The organism is Dehalococcoides sp. THU4, from assembly GCF_043231265.1.
In the GTDB taxonomy this organism is placed as follows: domain Bacteria; phylum Chloroflexota; class Dehalococcoidia; order Dehalococcoidales; family Dehalococcoidaceae; genus Dehalococcoides; species Dehalococcoides mccartyi.
In genome coordinates, this window is sequence record NZ_CP171266.1 from 1,376,774 (window position 1) to 1,392,959 (window position 16,186).

The 16,186-nt window shown below is 48.8% G+C and carries 17 protein-coding genes, 1 tRNA gene and 1 other annotated feature; of the genes, 5 read left to right on the plus strand and 13 right to left on the minus strand.

Annotated elements, in window-relative coordinates; genetic code table 11:
• Nucleotides 1-31 precede the first annotated feature (31 nt).
• Nucleotides 32-1,555: a class I adenylate-forming enzyme family protein gene (locus ACE6F3_RS07405; RefSeq protein ID WP_279115526.1), complete on the minus strand. Its 1,524-nt coding sequence runs from the start codon at nucleotides 1,553-1,555 to the stop codon at nucleotides 32-34.
• A 160-nt stretch (nucleotides 1,556-1,715) separates the two neighbouring features.
• Nucleotides 1,716-1,979 (plus strand) — a binding site (T-box leader).
• Between the two features lie 145 nt (nucleotides 1,980-2,124).
• On the opposite strand from ACE6F3_RS07405, the gene ACE6F3_RS07410 reads away from it, so the two are divergent.
• The 3 genes from ACE6F3_RS07410 to ACE6F3_RS07420 all read left to right on the plus strand — a co-directional run bounded on the left by ACE6F3_RS07410 (nucleotide 2,125) and on the right by ACE6F3_RS07420 (nucleotide 5,557).
• Nucleotides 2,125-3,489, plus strand: coding sequence for a TrpB-like pyridoxal phosphate-dependent enzyme (locus ACE6F3_RS07410; protein ID WP_010936730.1), 1,365 nt, complete (start codon nucleotides 2,125-2,127; stop codon nucleotides 3,487-3,489).
• A gap of 122 nt (nucleotides 3,490-3,611) precedes the next feature.
• Nucleotides 3,612-4,427: a S1C family serine protease gene (locus ACE6F3_RS07415; RefSeq protein WP_041342424.1), complete on the plus strand. Its 816-nt coding sequence runs from the start codon at nucleotides 3,612-3,614 to the stop codon at nucleotides 4,425-4,427.
• A gap of 8 nt (nucleotides 4,428-4,435) precedes the next feature.
• Entirely contained in the window at nucleotides 4,436-5,557 is a 1,122-nt protein-coding gene (locus ACE6F3_RS07420; RefSeq protein ID WP_279115524.1) for a S1C family serine protease, read from the plus strand.
• A 12-nt stretch (nucleotides 5,558-5,569) separates the two neighbouring features.
• Here the strand turns inward: ACE6F3_RS07420 and ileS are convergent, their stop codons facing one another.
• The 10 genes from ileS to rpsF all read right to left on the minus strand — a co-directional run bounded on the left by ileS (nucleotide 5,570) and on the right by rpsF (nucleotide 13,626).
• On the minus strand, nucleotides 5,570-8,614 hold the full coding sequence (gene ileS, locus ACE6F3_RS07425) for an isoleucine--tRNA ligase (RefSeq protein WP_279115522.1): 3,045 nt from the start codon (nucleotides 8,612-8,614) through the stop codon (nucleotides 5,570-5,572).
• A gap of 301 nt (nucleotides 8,615-8,915) precedes the next feature.
• Nucleotides 8,916-9,596, minus strand: a complete 681-nt coding sequence (jag, locus tag ACE6F3_RS07430; RefSeq protein WP_010936734.1) for an RNA-binding cell elongation regulator Jag/EloR — start codon at nucleotides 9,594-9,596, stop codon at nucleotides 8,916-8,918.
• Complete coding sequence (locus ACE6F3_RS07435) at nucleotides 9,508-10,455, minus strand: YidC/Oxa1 family membrane protein insertase (protein WP_041223374.1); 948 nt, start codon at nucleotides 10,453-10,455, stop codon at nucleotides 9,508-9,510. The genes jag and ACE6F3_RS07435 overlap by 89 nt, the downstream gene beginning before the upstream one ends.
• Before the next feature lie 11 nt (nucleotides 10,456-10,466).
• On the minus strand, nucleotides 10,467-11,582 hold the full coding sequence (locus tag ACE6F3_RS07440) for a PQQ-binding-like beta-propeller repeat protein (protein ID WP_010936736.1): 1,116 nt from the start codon (nucleotides 11,580-11,582) through the stop codon (nucleotides 10,467-10,469).
• 9 nt (nucleotides 11,583-11,591) lie between these two features.
• Nucleotides 11,592-11,804 carry a membrane protein insertion efficiency factor YidD gene (gene yidD / locus ACE6F3_RS07445; protein WP_077975371.1) on the minus strand — a complete coding sequence of 71 codons (213 nt, stop codon included), beginning with the start codon at nucleotides 11,802-11,804 and terminating at the stop codon, nucleotides 11,592-11,594.
• Nucleotides 11,776-12,138 carry a ribonuclease P protein component gene (rnpA, locus tag ACE6F3_RS07450; RefSeq protein WP_172842998.1) on the minus strand — a complete coding sequence of 121 codons (363 nt, stop codon included), beginning with the start codon at nucleotides 12,136-12,138 and terminating at the stop codon, nucleotides 11,776-11,778. The genes yidD and rnpA overlap by 29 nt, the downstream gene beginning before the upstream one ends.
• 59 nt (nucleotides 12,139-12,197) lie before the next feature.
• Nucleotides 12,198-12,338 carry a 50S ribosomal protein L34 gene (gene rpmH / locus ACE6F3_RS07455; RefSeq protein ID WP_010936738.1) on the minus strand — a complete coding sequence of 47 codons (141 nt, stop codon included), beginning with the start codon at nucleotides 12,336-12,338 and terminating at the stop codon, nucleotides 12,198-12,200.
• A 36-nt stretch (nucleotides 12,339-12,374) separates the two neighbouring features.
• Nucleotides 12,375-12,806, minus strand: a complete 432-nt coding sequence (gene rpsR / locus ACE6F3_RS07460) for a 30S ribosomal protein S18 (protein WP_324664321.1) — start codon at nucleotides 12,804-12,806, stop codon at nucleotides 12,375-12,377.
• Nucleotides 12,807-12,840: 34 nt separating this feature from the next.
• A complete protein-coding gene (locus tag ACE6F3_RS07465) occupies nucleotides 12,841-13,248 on the minus strand; it encodes a single-stranded DNA-binding protein (RefSeq protein ID WP_010936740.1) in 408 nt (135 codons plus the stop codon).
• A gap of 48 nt (nucleotides 13,249-13,296) precedes the next feature.
• A complete protein-coding gene (rpsF, locus tag ACE6F3_RS07470) occupies nucleotides 13,297-13,626 on the minus strand; it encodes a 30S ribosomal protein S6 (protein ID WP_010936741.1) in 330 nt (109 codons plus the stop codon).
• 163 nt (nucleotides 13,627-13,789) lie between these two features.
• Here rpsF and ACE6F3_RS07475 point away from each other — a divergent pair.
• Nucleotides 13,790-13,866 (plus strand) — tRNA-Asp (locus ACE6F3_RS07475).
• A gap of 236 nt (nucleotides 13,867-14,102) precedes the next feature.
• On the opposite strand, the gene ACE6F3_RS07480 is transcribed toward ACE6F3_RS07475, so the two are convergent.
• Nucleotides 14,103-15,098 (minus strand): HD domain-containing phosphohydrolase, encoded by a 996-nt coding sequence (locus ACE6F3_RS07480; RefSeq protein ID WP_233417623.1) that lies wholly within the window; start codon nucleotides 15,096-15,098, stop codon nucleotides 14,103-14,105.
• 274 nt (nucleotides 15,099-15,372) lie between these two features.
• Here ACE6F3_RS07480 and ACE6F3_RS07485 point away from each other — a divergent pair, with 274 nt between their 5' ends.
• A complete protein-coding gene (locus ACE6F3_RS07485; protein WP_279115520.1) occupies nucleotides 15,373-15,615 on the plus strand; it encodes a hypothetical protein in 243 nt (80 codons plus the stop codon).
• A 75-nt stretch (nucleotides 15,616-15,690) separates the two neighbouring features.
• Here the strand turns inward: ACE6F3_RS07485 and ACE6F3_RS07490 are convergent, their stop codons facing one another.
• Nucleotides 15,691-16,068: a RidA family protein gene (locus ACE6F3_RS07490; protein WP_279115519.1), complete on the minus strand. Its 378-nt coding sequence runs from the start codon at nucleotides 16,066-16,068 to the stop codon at nucleotides 15,691-15,693.
• Nucleotides 16,069-16,186: the final 118 nt, after the last annotated feature.

Sequence of the window (16,186 nt, forward strand, 5' to 3'; positions counted from 1 at the left end):
AGCTATGAGTTTGGCAACATATACATTCCGCTCATTTTTGCATCTGCCTTAGAGTTTCCCGGCAGGGCAAACCCAACAAATCACAGGGCAGTTCTTTTAAAACAAAGATTTCCCGGGGGGTTTTATACTGCGCCAGATTATCCAGACAGTATTTCTTAATACCGGCAGGGGTTTGCTCAAACCCGTCCCGAAGTACCACCGCCACCCGAACCACTTCACCCCGCATACCATCAGGATCAGGTATCCCCACTGCCAGTACTTCTTTCACCCCCGGGCATGAAAGAAGCAAATCTTCAAGGTCAGAAAAATATATATTCTGGCCTTTGGTAATAAGCATTGGTTTAATGAAATTCTTTATGTAAACAAATCCCTCGTTATCCTTATAGCCGATATCCCCGGTATAAAGCCAGCCGTTACGCAGCATCTGGCTGGTTCTTTCAGGCTGACGGTATATCCCCTGCATAACCGGCCCGCGGATAATGACCTCCCCCGCCTGAAACGGCAGTAATAAATGCCCTGCCCTGTCCACCACCTCCAGTTCAAACCCGTTAAGTGTTTTACCCACTGAACCGGGTTTACCGCTTCGGTCTAACGGCTGGCAGGTTACATGGGAAGTAGATTCAGTCAGGCCGTAAAAATCCACCAGGTCCCTATCCAGCAAAATCCTGTAGGCCAGCACCAGTTCCGGGGGCAGGGGCGCACCGGCACTGCCGCATAATCTGAGTGAAGTCAGGTTGTATTCAGAAGAATTTTCACGCAAATGGCGAACCAGCATGGCATGAATAAAAGGAACGCCCAGAAATACGGTAATGCTTTCCCTTTCAATAGTTTTTAGCAGGCAGTCTATAGAAACACCGGCAAGAAGTATCACACTCCCGCCGCAAAAAAGAGTACCCAGCATTACCACCACCAGCCCGATGATGTGATGAAGCGGCAGGGCAAAGAGTATTACCCTATCTTCGGCTGTTTGTTCAAACCCGCAGGCGGATATAGCGGCTGTTTTTACCAGATTTTCATGGCTTATCATGACGCCTTGAGGGCGTAACTGGGCAGCCGATGTATAAGCGATATGGGCTACCTGAGTTTCAGGCACATCAATTTCAAAAGGCAACTCCGATATGTTAGCCAAAAAGTCTTTAAGCACAGCTACATCCGGATAAACAGTATCTTCCAGACTGATATAATGCTGGATATAACCCAGTTCAGAGCGGTGCGGGTGCAATATATTTAACCCCTCGGTTTGGCAAACCAAGGCTACAGGCTGGCAGTCATCCAGCAGGGCTTTCAGTTCAGGCCATTTGTATTTGGGGTCAAGCGGTACGGCCACAGCCCCTATTTTGACTATACCGAAATAAAAAAACACAAATTCAAAGCAGTTTGGCATCAGGAGCGCCACCCGTTCGCCCGCAACCACTCCCCGGCGGGTAAGCGCCCAGGCGTAACAGTCGGAAATACTGTCCAATTCGTTATAAGTAACCTGTTTATTTTCAGATTTCAAGGCGACAGCCTCAGGCCGGGCTGCCACTATTTCTGAAAGCCTGTCAGCAAGATTCAAATCTCACCATCCGGAAATATATTGTCTGAAGCATTAGATGAGCCAGTGTACCAGATTTTATATTTTGTATCAATTTTTTAATATCATTCATTTTGTTTGTTTAACTGAAACCAGCTTGACAAGCAGACACCCAGTGATTAATATGTAGCTAACTGAATATTCAAAGGCTGTGAACAAGACTAGTAATTTTCAAGCGAGGCTGAGAGAGCCGGGCAAGGTGTGAGCCGGTGCTGACGCAGAGGGTGAATGGACTTGGGAGCCGCAAACCGAACGGAGTTATCCAAGTAGGCCTTGCCGCAGGGGAAGCGTTAACGTATCCTAAGGCATACAGGGTTCGCCCCAAGTGCCTGTTAAAGATGGCCGGTAGCTTTAGGGTTACGGCTAATTAGGGTGGTACCGCGGAAGTGAACCTTCTGCCCCTTTCAGGGCAGAGGGTTTTTTATTATCCCTGCCCGGACAAACCTGATACGGCTAAGGAGGCTTTAGATGGACTGGGGCTGACTGGCACAGGGAAGTAAATACTAAACCAAGGCAAAACGGATACTAAAATAATCTCAAGGAGAACAGCCATGGCTCAAACCAAGTTTCTACTGCAAGAAAAGGATATGCCCCAGGTCTGGTACAATATCCAGCCTGATTTACCCGTACCGCTGCCCCCGGTTCTGCATCCGGGTACCGGCCAGCCGGTAACTCCGGCTGATATGGAAGCCATATTCCCCATGAGCCTTATCATGCAGGAGTTCAGCCCCGAAAGGCATATACCCATCCCCGAAGAACTGCTGGAGATATATAAAATCTGGCGGCCTACCCCCCTGTACCGCGCCCACAGGCTGGAAAAGGCCTTGCAGACCCCGGCCAAAATCTTTTACAAACTGGAAGATGTCAGCCCGGCCGGTTCTCACAAACCCAATACCGCTCTGGCTCAGGCCTATTACAATAAAAAAGCCGGCATAAAAAGGATTTCCACCGAAACCGGCGCCGGACAGTGGGGCTCTTCGCTGGCCATGGCCTGCAAATTTTTTGATATAGAGTGCAAGGTCTATATGGTAAAGGTAAGCTACAATATGAAGCCTTACCGCCGGGTCATGATGGAAACCTGGGGCGCGTCAGTTGTACCCAGCCCCAGCCCGGATACCAAGATAGGCCGTGAAATACTGGAACGTGACCCAGAATGCCCCGGCAGCCTGGGTATTGCTATAAGCGAAGCGGTGGAAGACGCCGTAACCCATCCCGGCACCAAGTATGCTTTGGGCAGCGTACTTAACCACGTTCTGCTGCATCAGACTATTATCGGTCAGGAAGCCAAAAAACAGATGGCTATGGCAGACTGTTACCCGGATATAGTTATTGGCTGCGTAGGCGGCGGCTCTAACTTCGGCGGTATTGCCCTGCCCTTTGTAGAAGACAAGCTCAATGGCACTCACAAGGATACCCGCATTATGGCTGTTGAACCTGCCAGCTGCCCTTCACTGACCAAGGGGCTGGATGCCTATGACTTCGGTGACGAAGCCGGCATGACCCCCATGATGAAAATGTTTACTCTGGGACACCAGTTTATGCCACCTCCGGTACATGCCGGCGGCCTGCGCTATCACGGTATGTCTCCTTTGCTGTCTCACCTAAGCCGCCTGAACCTGATTGAGGCCACAGCGGTCAACCAGATAGAGACCTTTGAGGCAGGCATACAGTTTGCCCAGACCGAAGGTTTCATAAGCGCACCCGAAACCAACCATGCCATAAGGGCGACTATTGATGAAGCCCTGAAATGCCGCGAAACCGGCGAAGCCAAGACTATACTCTTCTGCCACAGCGGCCATGGCCACGTAGACATGGCTTCCTATGACCTGTACCTGCGGGGCAAGCTGAGCAATTATGAATACCCCGCCGAACTGGTTAAAGAAGCCCAGAAAGGTTTGCCCAAAGTAAGCGCTTAGGTAAATACCTCAAAACTGTTTTCACAAGGGAGGGGCAAAAAAACCCCTCCCTTTAGTTTATAAATAATTTCTACACAATTTCCTGCTATAATAAAACCAATAACTCCATACAGGAAGAGGCTATGAAAAAATTTTCCAAGAATTTCTTCGGTCTGTTTATTTCAATCAGCTTGGTGGTATCCATGCTGTTGGCTCAGGGCTGTGACCTGCTTCAGGAGTTCAGCAATTCCCCTGAAGATGACACCCAAAACCAGAGCAATAACCAAAATCTGCCTGACGGCAGTGATGAGCTGGGCAGTGTGCCCAGCCCGGTTAATTTCGTAAATGCCGTAAAAGCGGTAAAACCTTCGGTAGTGGCTATAAATGTAGAGCTGGTCACCCGTGATATTTTCGGGCGGACAGTAGTAGAACAGGCTGCCGGCTCCGGCTGGATTATAGATTCAAACGGGATTATCGTAACTAATAACCACGTGGTGGAGGACGCCACTAGCATAACAGTAACCCTGGATGACGGGCGAACTTTCAATGCGGTAGCGGTACGCACTTATCCTGCCAACGACCTGGCGGTGATAAAGATAGATGCCACCAATCTGCCCGCAGTCAAGCTGGGAGATGCATCTAAACTGGCGGTAGGAGAACCGGTGGCCGCTATAGGTAATGCGCTGGGTATGGGTATTTCCATGACCGGCGGCTGGATAAGCCGGTTAAATACCACTGTTCAGTTCAGCGATACCGAAAGCCTGACCGGGCTGATAGAAACCGATGCCGCTATAAATCCGGGTAACTCCGGCGGACCGCTGGTAAACTATCAGGGTGAAGTTATCGGCATAACCAGCGCCAAAATACAGGAGGTAGGGGTGGAGGGCATCGGCTATGCTATCAGCCTGTATATAGCTTTGCCCATTATCAATAACCTTATCTCCCAGCTGCCGGCTTGAGCAAAACTATGAAAAAGAAACAAAAATTATTAAGTCTGTTTCTGGGCATAGTACTTATTGTTAGTGTTCTCAGCGGAGGCTGTGATTACTTATCCCAGCCTATAAACTCTGACAATACCGACAGCACTTCTACCCCTATTGATGCAGACTGGACATTCCCCACCCCCCAGCAGAATCTGCCGGAACTGGCCAACTATGCCATGGTGGTTGCCATGGTAAAACCAGCCGTGGTAGCGGTAGATGTGGAATACATAACCCAGGATATATTCGGCCGCCAGACGGTTGCCGTAGCCTCAGGTTCGGGTTTCATAATAGACCCCAGCGGCTATATTATTACCAACAACCACGTAGTTGAAGGCGGAAGCACTGTCACCGTCACCCTTTCAGACGGCCGTACCTTTACCGCCAGCCAGGTGGTAACAGATTCACGCACAGACCTGGCGGTAATCAAGGTGGATACACTGGGTGAAGACCTGCCGTTTGTATATATAGGTGATTCGTCAGCTTTGGAAGTAGGCGAACCGGTGGCGGCTATCGGCAATGCCCTGGGGCTGGGGATAACCATGAAAGGCGGCTGGATAAGCCGTCTGGATGCCCAGATAACCGTTGACCAAAGTGTAACCCTGTACGGTTTGATAGGTACAGATGTAGCCATAAACGAAGGCAATTCCGGCGGCCCGCTGGTAAATATGGCCGGTGAGGTTATCGGCATTACCTCTGCCAAAATAGCGGAAGTGGGGGTGGAAGGGGTAGGCTACGCCATAAATATAAACTCCGCCCGCACCTTCATTGAAGAGCTGGTCAAAAAAGGCTATATTACCCGGCCTTTTATGGGAGTGGCCGGCATACTGACCGTAGACAGTTCAATCCAGTCGTACTTCAGGCTGGGCATAGACAGAGGGGTGCTTATCCGGGGCGTGTCTGAAGGCGGACCCGCCGAAAAAGCAGGTCTAATGGCAAATGATGTTATTCTGGCCATAAACGACCAGCCAGTGCTGACTGATGAAGAACTGATACTGGCTATCCACGGCAAAAAGATAGGCGATAAAATAGAGGTCAGCTATTTCCGGGACGGAGTAACCGCTACTGTCACTATGACACTGGCAGAGACCCCGCCGCCGGAAAGCTAGTTTTTTAGTTTTTTAGCGTGCCACCCACAGGCTCAGGGAGTGGCCGTCAATATCCAGATTTTCAGCATACGCCCCTTCGGGGGCGTTTCCCTTTATAAGCTGGTTGGAGAGTGTTTCTTTCTTTATATATTCGCTATGCATCCGGATAACACTATCCAGATATTCATCAGCCTGATAATGGGTATTTATATAATCTGCAATCTCAAATCCGGCAGATTTCCGCATGGTCTGCAAACGGTGGACAATCTCACGGGCAGTGCCTTCAGCCAGCAGTTCGGGTGAAAGCCCGGTATAAACGGCTACTGTATAAGCCCCCTCGGTACTGGCGGCATAGTTTTTCTCCGGTATAACTGTGCCCGGCTCTTCCACTGCCAAAGCCTTTACATTCAGCTCTTCCAGCACCTGCTCGGCCAGACGCATAAGTCCTGTTCTTTCACTAGCGGAAGCCAGTACCACCCGCACCTCAGCCAGAGGCTGGCGGACTTTGAGAGCCGCTTTGCTTCTGGCAGAACGTCCCATACTGGAAACCTTCATCACCAGCCGTATTTCGTTATCCAGCTGTTCGTCTATAAGCGCTGTGTCCGCCACCGGAAAATCCGCCAGGTGGACACTTTCCAAAGCAGACGGGTCTGCCGAAAGCACCAGGTTCTGGTAGAGTTCTTCGGCTACAAACGGGGTAAAGGGAGCCAGCAGTCTGGAAAGAGTAACCAGACAGGTATACAAAGCCTGATAGGCTGAAAGTTTGTCAGCATCATTTTCGCTCTTCCAGAAACGGCGGCGGCTGCGGCGGACATACCAGTTGGAAAGGTATCCCACAAAATCTTCAATCCGCCGTCCGGCCTGAGTTGGGTCATAATTATCCAGCCCCTTATCCACATCCAGCACCAGCTGGTTAAGCTCGGATAAAATCCATCTATCCAGTTCGGGCACTTCGCCTTCCAGATACTTTTCCGAAGGGGTAAAGCTATCTATATTGGCGTAGGTAACGAAAAATGAATATACGTTCCAGAGCATCAGCAGGAACTGGCGGGTTACCTCACCCACCAGTTTTTCGGAAAAGCGTCTGGCATTTCCGGGAGGGGCCGCAGTATAGAAATACCAGCGGACAGCGTCTGCCCCGTATTTATCCAGCACCGTAGCCGGCTGAATAACATTATTTCTGGACTTGCTCATTTTTTCGCCGCGCTCATCCAGTATATGCCCCAGACAGATTACATTCTGATAACAGGGGCGGTTGAATATCAGGGTAGAAATAGCATGCAAACTGTAAAACCAGCCGCGTGTTTGGTCTACAGCCTCACAGATATAGTCAGCAGGGAAACGCCCGTCTTTGGCAATAGACCTGCTTTCGGGCTCAAAGGGGTAATGGTACTGGGCAACCGGCATAGCCCCGGAGTCATACCAGCAGTCCATAACCTCGGTAACCCGTTTCATATTCCCGCCGCATTTATCACAGTCATAAGTCCACTCGTCTACATATGGGCGGTGGATATCCAGTTTTTCCTGCATGCCTTTAAAATTCGGCTTGGCTTTGAGTTCGTCAATCCCACCGACACACTCCGTCCGGCCGCATTTTTCACACCGCCAGATGGGTACAGGCGTTCCCCAGTAACGCTCGCGGGAAAAAGCCCAGTCAATATTATTTTCCAGCCAGTCTCCAAAACGGCCATCTTTTATATGTTCGGGATACCAGTTTATCTGCTGGTTACCCTTTATCAGCTCGTCTCTGACCGCGGTAGTCCGTATATACCAGCTTTGCTTGGCGTAATAAATAAGCGGGGAATCACACCGCCAGCAGAACGGATAGGTATGGTGCATACGTTCATTACGGAACATCAGCCCCCGCTCTTTAAGGTTGCGGGAGATATCCTTGTCAGCTTCTTTAACGAATTTGCCGGCAAACGGGTAACTGCCGGTTATCCTGCCCTGCAAATCCACATGGTGGACAAATTTCAGCCCGTACTTCACCCCGGATTCATAGTCCAGTTCGCCGTAAGCCGGGGCGGTATGGACTATACCCGTACCGTCATCCATAGATACATAGCTGGTGGTGATTACCGGATAAAGCAGTTCTTCAGAAATACCTGTCTCAGAGTTATCCTGCATATTTCTCACAGGAATACCGAATTCCCGCGGGTCAAACAGCGGCTTATAAAAAAGCCCGCTAAGGTCACTGCCTAGGCACTCCCCCGCTACGGGGTTTTCCGCCAGTTTAAGGGCTGACAGACGGGGTTTGGCCAGTACCATATAGTAATCCGTCATATCCAGTATGGCATACTGGTCCGCAGCGGATACCGCCAGTGCGGTATTGGCGGGTAAAGTCCAGGGGGTAGTAGTCCAGGCCAGCAGGTAAAGCGGCTTGTCAGCCGGGTAAGCCCATTTCTTTGCCAAACCTGCCTTAGCCAGACTTTCTTTGGCTATTTCAAACTTTATAAATACGGAAGGGTCTTCGGTATTATCCTTATATCCCTGCGCCACCTCATGAGAGCTTAGCGAAGTGCCGCAGCGCGGGCAATGGGGGGTAACCCTATGCCCCTGATACACTAATCCCTTGTCCCACATCTGTTTGAGCGCCCACCAGCCGCTCTCTATATAGTTGTTATCCATAGTTATATAGGCATTGTCCAAATCCACCCAGTAGGCAATCCGTTCGGTCAGCTTGTTCCACTCGGACACATATTTAAAAACGCTGGAACGGCAACGGGCATTGAACTCAGCAATGCCGTACTTTTCAATATCATTTTTGCTGGTAAAGCCCAGCTCTTTTTCCACCTCAAGCTCAACCGGCAGGCCATGGGTATCCCAGCCGCCAATCCTGGGGGCATAATAACCCTTCATAACCTTGTAACGGGGTATTACGTCCTTAAAAACCCGTGAAAGAACATGATGAATACCGGGACGGCCGTTGGCAGTGGGCGGCCCTTCGTACAGGGTAAAACGCTTGCCGTCACGGCGGTTTTCAATGCTCTTTTTGAATACGCCCTTGTCCTGCCAAAGTTTCAGGATATCTTCTTCCATCTGGGGGAAGTTTTGTCTGGGATTCACAGCCTTAAACATTCATCACCTCTTAAAAAAGAAAATCCCGTCCTTATCAGGGACGGGACAAATAAGCCCGCGGTACCACCCCGCTTCCCCTGCCCTAAAGCAGAGGCTCTCATAAGGGCACTAACATGCCCCGCCCATTATAACGGGTGGCGAACCCGGCCAGGTCTACTTGGCCGAAAGGCTTTTTGGCTGGCGGCTCAGGAGTGATTTTCGGGATAACCGCGGGAAGGTCTGCTTTCACCGTACCAGACTCGCTGCTGCACCGCAGATAACCTACTCTTCTCCGTCAAGGCCTTTTGTAAGGTTTATTGTACTATTCTTTTAAGACTACCACAACTTTTCTTGATTCACCAAAACCAACGCTCTGGGTAGTTACTTCATCATCACCAGCCAGCGCCAGGTGGATAATCCGCCTCTCATAGGCCGGCATGGGTTCCAGTGAAAAAGGCATATGCCTAAGTTTTACCTGTTCGGCAGTCCTCCAGGCCAGAGACTGAAGAGAGCTAAGACGCCGCTGCCGGTAACCGTTTACGTCAACCACCACCGGTTCAAACCTGCCCAGCTGGTGAGACAGCATCAGCCTGATTATCTGCTGCAAGCTTATCAGGGTTTGCCCCTTGCGCCCGATAAGTATACCCAGGTCTTCGCCCACAATGTTTAAAACAGTACTCGGCTGGGATTCTTCATCGGTAACCATTTTTTCCGGCAGGATATCTACATAGGCCTCAATATCCATCTTGTCCAGCAGAGTTTCAAGGATACTCTGAGCCAGGTCACCGGCATCCATCTGGTTGCCCGGCGCAATATCGTCATCATATTCATTTTCAAGAAGATGCAGGCATACCCTGGCATCTTCGCCCCGCAAGCCCAGCAAACCATGCCGGCCTTCAGACAGAACCTCTACCTCAACCTCGTCTCGGCTTACGTTTAGCTGATTTAGACCCAGCTTTATTGCTTCCTCCACCGTCTTGGCGCTCGTCTCGACCTTTTTCATCTATACTACCTTCCATCTGCTTACCTTTGGCCGAAGAATCAATCAACTGACCAGACGGAGTTGCAGTTCTTTTTTCAGTTTTATATGTATTTCCTGTCCGCACCTGGCGGCCGCCCCGGAAATAAGAGATTACCTTTTCGGCCATAGGCTCAAGCTGCCCCCAGCCGGTAATGAAATACTGCATTATGATACCCACTATGGCGGAAACGAACCAGTAGAAAGCCAGACCGCTGGGGAAAGAGAGCGAGAAGAAGAAGAACATGAACGGCATCATGAAACTCATCATCTGCCCCTGAGCCGCCTGCTGCTGGTTAATAGCTTTGGGAGTAGACATTTTCTGCTGGACATACATGCTGACACCTACCAGCACAGCTAAGGCAAAGTCCGGAAGGGAAAGGTCCATCCAGAGGAAATGATTGCTGAGCGGCAGGGTTTGGTAAACTACCGGCCATGAATAAAGATGATCAGCCAGATTCATGAAATCTTCCGGCGTAACAGCCAGTACCCGCACTATTGCCTGGTACAAGGCTATCCAGATGGGAAACTGGATAAGCATGGGAACCAGACAGCCGGTAGGTGAAACCCCGGACTCTTTGTAGAGCTTCATTTGCTCTTCAGCCAGTTTCTGGCGGTCATTACCGTGCTTTTTCTTCAAAGCCTCCATGTGGACGGTAATTTCCTGCATCTTCTTGGTGGCAGTAAGCTGTTTGCGGTTAAGCGGCCAGAGTGCCAGCCTTATAACCACAGTCAGAACAATAACTGTCAGCCCGAAGCTCCCCCATAGATTGTGGGAAAGCCAGACCATGCCGTTTATCATCGGCGAAAGTATTACTAAATCCCAAATAGCACCAATATCCAACGACTACCTCGCTAACTTACTACAAAAGTCCAGATTATAGTCCGGCTCTCCGGATTTATAGCATAGACAGTTTCATCTTCCTGGGTATGTATGTATACAACTTCACCTGACACCGTAACCGGTGCAATCACTTTCAAGGCAAGGTCGGTAACAGCCTTCATTTCCATTGAAGATACATTTATGGAAAAAATCTTGCCGGTCTTAGTGGCTACAATCACATTGTCACCCAGCAGGGCCGGGGAAGAAGCCACCTCGTCAGTCATATCAATTACTTTAATCTGAGAACCAGTCAAAGCATCAAGTACATAGGTGTTGCCGTCCAGATTGGGGGCAAAAACTTTGCCGTCAGCCACAACCGGGGTCGCCCAGAACCAGTTGGGTGATTCAAAGACCCATTTCTGGCTGCCATCTTCCAAATCCAGGGCGTACAGATTGCGGTCAAAACAGCCCACATAAACAACGCCGTTATCAACTACCGGGGCGCTGGCAAAGGGGCTTTGGGTTTCAAAAGTCCAAACAGGGCTGCCGGTGTTGATATCCAGGGCATATACTTTCTTGTCAAACCCGGGGACTATTACCAGATCTCCGGCAACAGCCGGTGAAGCCCAAATCTTGGCACCGGTCTGATATTCCCAAACCTTTTGACCGTCTGCCTTGCTCAGGGCGTAAACAACCCCGTTAGTATCCGCAAAAAAGATTTTATCTCCGTTAGGAGCAATACCGCTGACAATGGCAGATACTGACCCGGTTCCGGGGTAAACCCATTTCAGACTGCCGTCAGCCTGATTGTAGGCATAAACTTTGCCGCCGTAGGTTGAAACGTAAATAACCCCGTCAGAGACTACCGGTGTACCGTATATACCTACAGTAGTAACAGCACCGGCACAGCCGCCGCCATTGGTAGTGGTCTCAAGTGATATTTGATACCGGGGAGTGCTGGCATCCTTGTTAAGAGCTATAAGTTTGCCAGTCATAGAACCAAAAATGGCATCATTATCAGAGATAAGTATGCCTGACCAGCCTAAAGGTTTCTGTCCGGAACCTATACAGCCGCTTAAAACAACTAGAATGCCGATAAGGCTAAACAGCAAAATAACTTTTTTGGGTATGCGATTGGTTTTGAACAATTTTCCGTCCTATTCTGGCACTGGGTCGTAGCCACCCTTGTTCAAGGGGTGGCAGCGGCTAAGCCGTTTCACACCCAACCAAATTCCCTTAAATATTCCAAATCTTTCAATAGCTTCGTAAGTATACTGGGAGCAAGTGGGAATAAACCTGCATGAGGGAGGTGCAGTTTTAGAGTAGGTATTCTGGTATAATCTAATCAGTTTTAGAGCTAGTTTTTTCATTTGCTTTTGATAGTATCTGCGCCTTGCCCAGCAAGTGCTTAACTACCCTCTCCATTTCGGCACATTTCACTGTAGCCGCTTTTGCCCTAGCTATAAATACTATGTCCCAGCCCTGTTTGAGGCCGGTAGTCCGCAGGCTCTCCCGCAGTATCCGTTTAGCCCGGTTACGCTCTACAGCCCCGCCTACTTTTTTGCTTACAATGAAGCCCACCCGGCTCAATTCAAGGCTGTTAGGCACAGCTTTCATCACAGCCAGCTGCCCTATATAAGTACCGCCGCTGGCAAGCACCCGGGAATATTCCTCCCGTCTGGTAAGCCTGTTTGAGTGTTTCATTGTAAATAGTGTAACCATACTCCGGATATATAATCAACCCGGAGTATGCCAATCACACTCTAGACTACAATCAGTTTCTTGCGCCCCTTAGCCCGGCGGGCGCTGAGTACGCCGCGTCCTCCGCGGGTGCTCATCCTTGACAGGAACCCATGAACCCTCATGCGGGGGATACGTTTCGGTTGATATGTCCTCTTAGGCACATTAACTCCTTAAATGGCAAGAAATAGTTTATTATTTTAGGCAGATTCTGCAGATTCGGAAGTTTCGGCTGCAGGAGCAACCTCAGCCTTTACTTCAGGTACCGCAGCTTCAGCCTTGGCCTCAACCTTAGGTTCAGCCACTTTGGGTTCAGGCCTTAGCTCACGCATAGGCGAAAAAGTAGCCACATTACCCTGGCGGCGTACATGTTCGGACACAAAGGGCATCAGGGCAATAAAACGAGCCCGTTTAATGGCATTAGCCAAAGCCCTCTGGTGCCGGGCACAGGTACCGGTGCGGCGGCGGGGTTCAATTTTGCCGCGGTCAGATATGTATCTGGCCAGTTTAGCCGAATCCTTGTAATCAATACGGCTAACCTTTTCAGCGCAGAAAGAACATATCTTGCGCTTGGGGGTATAGCGGCCGCGCCCACCCCTGGCTGGTCTGTTAGGTCTTTCCTGGATACTCACTCAAGCAAACTCCTATCAAGAGATTTAATATTCACTAAAACGGAATGTCTTCCGGTTCTAATTCACCGCCGCCATTGTCATCATCACGGGCATCCATACCGCTGCCTGCACTGGCTTTCTCAAGGAAGGTAACCCGTGAAGCAATTACCTCAGTACGGTAATGCTTGACGCTATCCTGTCCTTCCCAGCTGCGGGTGCGAAGCCGCCCCTCCACATACACCAGCCGCCCCTTGGAAAGAAACTGGTTGCACTGCTCGGCAAGCTTGTTCCAAGCAACCACCGTAAACCATTCGGTTTCCTGCTTGCGCTCACCTTCAGGGGTATTATAAACCCAATTGGTAGCAACTTTAAAGGAGGTAACGGGATGCCCGCTGGGGGTATACCGCATCTCCGGTTCACCGCCAACATTGCCAATTATCATAACCTTATTCAAACTCACCATCTCTCGTGTCTCCTCTCTGGCAAAATGCCCGGCAGCATCAAGCAGATATTACTCTTCGTCCATATTAATGGCCATATGGCGGATAACCTGCTCTGAAATACGCAAATCAGCGTTTATCTTGCGTATGGAAGAAGGCTTGGCCTTCATCTTGATAAACACGTAATAACCCTCGCCATATCTGCCGATAAGATAAGCCAGCTTACGTTTACCCCAGTGATTCACTTCGGTAAAGCTGCCATCTTTTTCAGCTATGGTCTTACTAATGCCTTCCAGAATGGCCTCAACCTTTTCTTTGGGGGTGTCAGTGGTTAAAATAACCACCAATTCGTAATCACGCAGGTTTTCAACTCTGGATTTAAGTAGCTCGCTTGCGGCCATGTTTTCCTCTCTAAGTTAAAGGCAATATATTCCCTTAAAAAATCTGACGGTCATTATAGCATATAGCGAAGAAGCAAACAATATTGGCCGAAATGAACCTGCCCGGACACCAAATTATATTTGACAGATTGCTTCAAATACTCTAAACTGTTTTCCGCTTCTAGGCCCCATGGTGTAGCGGTCTAACATGCCACCCTGTCACGGTGGAGATCGGGGGTTCGAATCCCCCTGGGGTCGCCAATAACAGGCTACGTTTTGTTCGTCAGATACTGCATAATTTATATTAGCTATGTTCCCGTCAAGCTCTATCTTCTCTATAAACTGAGGCAAAAAAGCCTTTTTTATTCGGAAAACACCGCAGGTATTTCAGAATTTTTTTAAAAACGCCCGCCTTGGCATCAGTTATGTCAGGTATTTTCAAGATTTATTTTGCCCTGACTGCCTATTTAGGCCAAACTTGTTATAAGACTATTTTACTAGCAGATTGTGCCTGAATAAAAAAGGTCTAAAAACAAGTTACCGAATTCCGGGCAGAACTGACTGCCCAGGTTCTTCTTAATTTCTTCAGCCGCCTCTTCGCAAGACAGGGCCTTTCTGTATGGGCGGTCAGAGGTCATAGCATCATACGTATCCGCAATAGCCAGTATTCTTGACCCCTCCGGTATAGCCTCGCCCTTAAGACCGTCGGGATAGCCCTGCCCGTCAAATCTTTCGTGATGATGGCGGATAATGCTTATTATCGGTTTAAACTTTTCAGCCGATGCCAGAATATTTCCGGCAATAATGGTATGGGTTTTGATGTGGTTATACTCGTCAACAGACAGTTTATCAGCTTTGTGGAGCACTTCCTCCCGGATACCGATTTTGCCTATATCATGCAGCTGGGCGGCTAATTCCACCTGGTCTTTTATGGGAGAAAGACCCCATTTATATTCAGCCATTTTAGAAGCCAAACCGCAAACCCTCATAGAATGGCCTTTGGTATAGGGGTCTTTGGCTTCCAGGGTGTTAATAAGGGAGAAAATTAAAGATATAAACATCTGGGAAAGCTTCTCTTTTAACTCGGAGACCTTTTCCTCCATCTCCTTTAAGTTATTTGAGCGGGCCATTTCCAGTTGGCGGCTGTCAGTTATATCCCGGCTGATAACCATTGAACCTATATATTTATTATTCTCATCCCGGATAGGGTTATAGGTGTTCTCATAATACTTGCCGTTTTCGTGGTCAGTTATCATGCGGACAAAGGTTTTAGTGTCTTCTTTCTGGAGGTACTGGAGAGCCCGGTCAACTGATTTCTGGGAATTAGGCGGATGGCACATGAAAATATGCTTGCCCACCCGGTCTTCTGCCGAAATATGCCGGATTTTTTCGGCAGATTTGTTCACAAAAACAATCTTGCCATCGGCATCTACCACGATTACACCTTCCGGCAACTGTTCCAACACCCTGGTTATAAGCTCAGCATCAACCAATTTCTTTACCTCTTATCAGGTCAAGATAAACAGGTCTGCTTACCCTCTATAAATTCATTCGAAGAACGGGCACGCTTAAACACATTTTTAGCACACCTTAAGTCAACAATCAATACCTTAATACTTTTATCCGAATTTAGGCCAAATTTTTTGCACCCCCTCACGCCCTATTTTACAGTGGGCAGCAGCCACCAAAGAATATATTTGGCACATACCTTTCTTATACGGCAAATATAGGTTAAAATATCTCCAGAGTATCCTTAAGGAGCGGCCGATGGAAACTGAAAAATTTGAAATAGTGATTACCAGCCCCAATGCCAAAGAAATAAAAACCGTAACTATGGAAGGCACTCTTGATGAGACTAAGGCTAAAACTGACCATATTGCCAGAGAGAATATAGGCAGTATTGTCTCCGCTTTTGCCACCAACGGCTTTAAATCTGTTTACCAGAAACACTATCTATCTGCTATAAAGTGCCCCAAATGCGGGGAGATTATCCCCATAGAACACCTGTAATCCTAAAATATTTTTAAATAAAAAAGCCGCTCACAGCTTAACTGGAGGCGGCTTTGTGTTTTCCAATTGGCAGAGTTATACCCCAGGCAGATAGGCAACTGCCTCTATTTCCACCACTATTTCCGGAAAAACCATACCGGCAATGACAGTTGAGCGGGCAGGTTTGGCCGCACTGAAAAAAGTCGTGTAAACGCTGTTCATCTTGGCAAAGTCTTCCTGGCTCTTTAAAAATACGGTAGTCTTTACCACATCATCAAAAGAAGCACCCGCGTCTTTAAGTAGCTCAGCCATCTTTTCCAGACAGCGTTTGGTCTGGGCTTCCACCCCAGCCAGAGGTTTGCCCTCTATATCTGTGTGGCCTATCTGGCCGGAAATATACAGATAATCTCCCGCCCTTACCGCCAGTGAATAGGGACCCTGGGCACCGGGTGCTGAAAAATATTTTTTAGTCATTTTCCCGTTCTTTCTTTATTATTTTTGCAAACGGACTGCCGTCTCAGAGCGGCCTTTTAAAGCGTTGCTATAGCGGATTTTTAATTGTAGAATAACTTGTCCGAAATTACCAAATTAA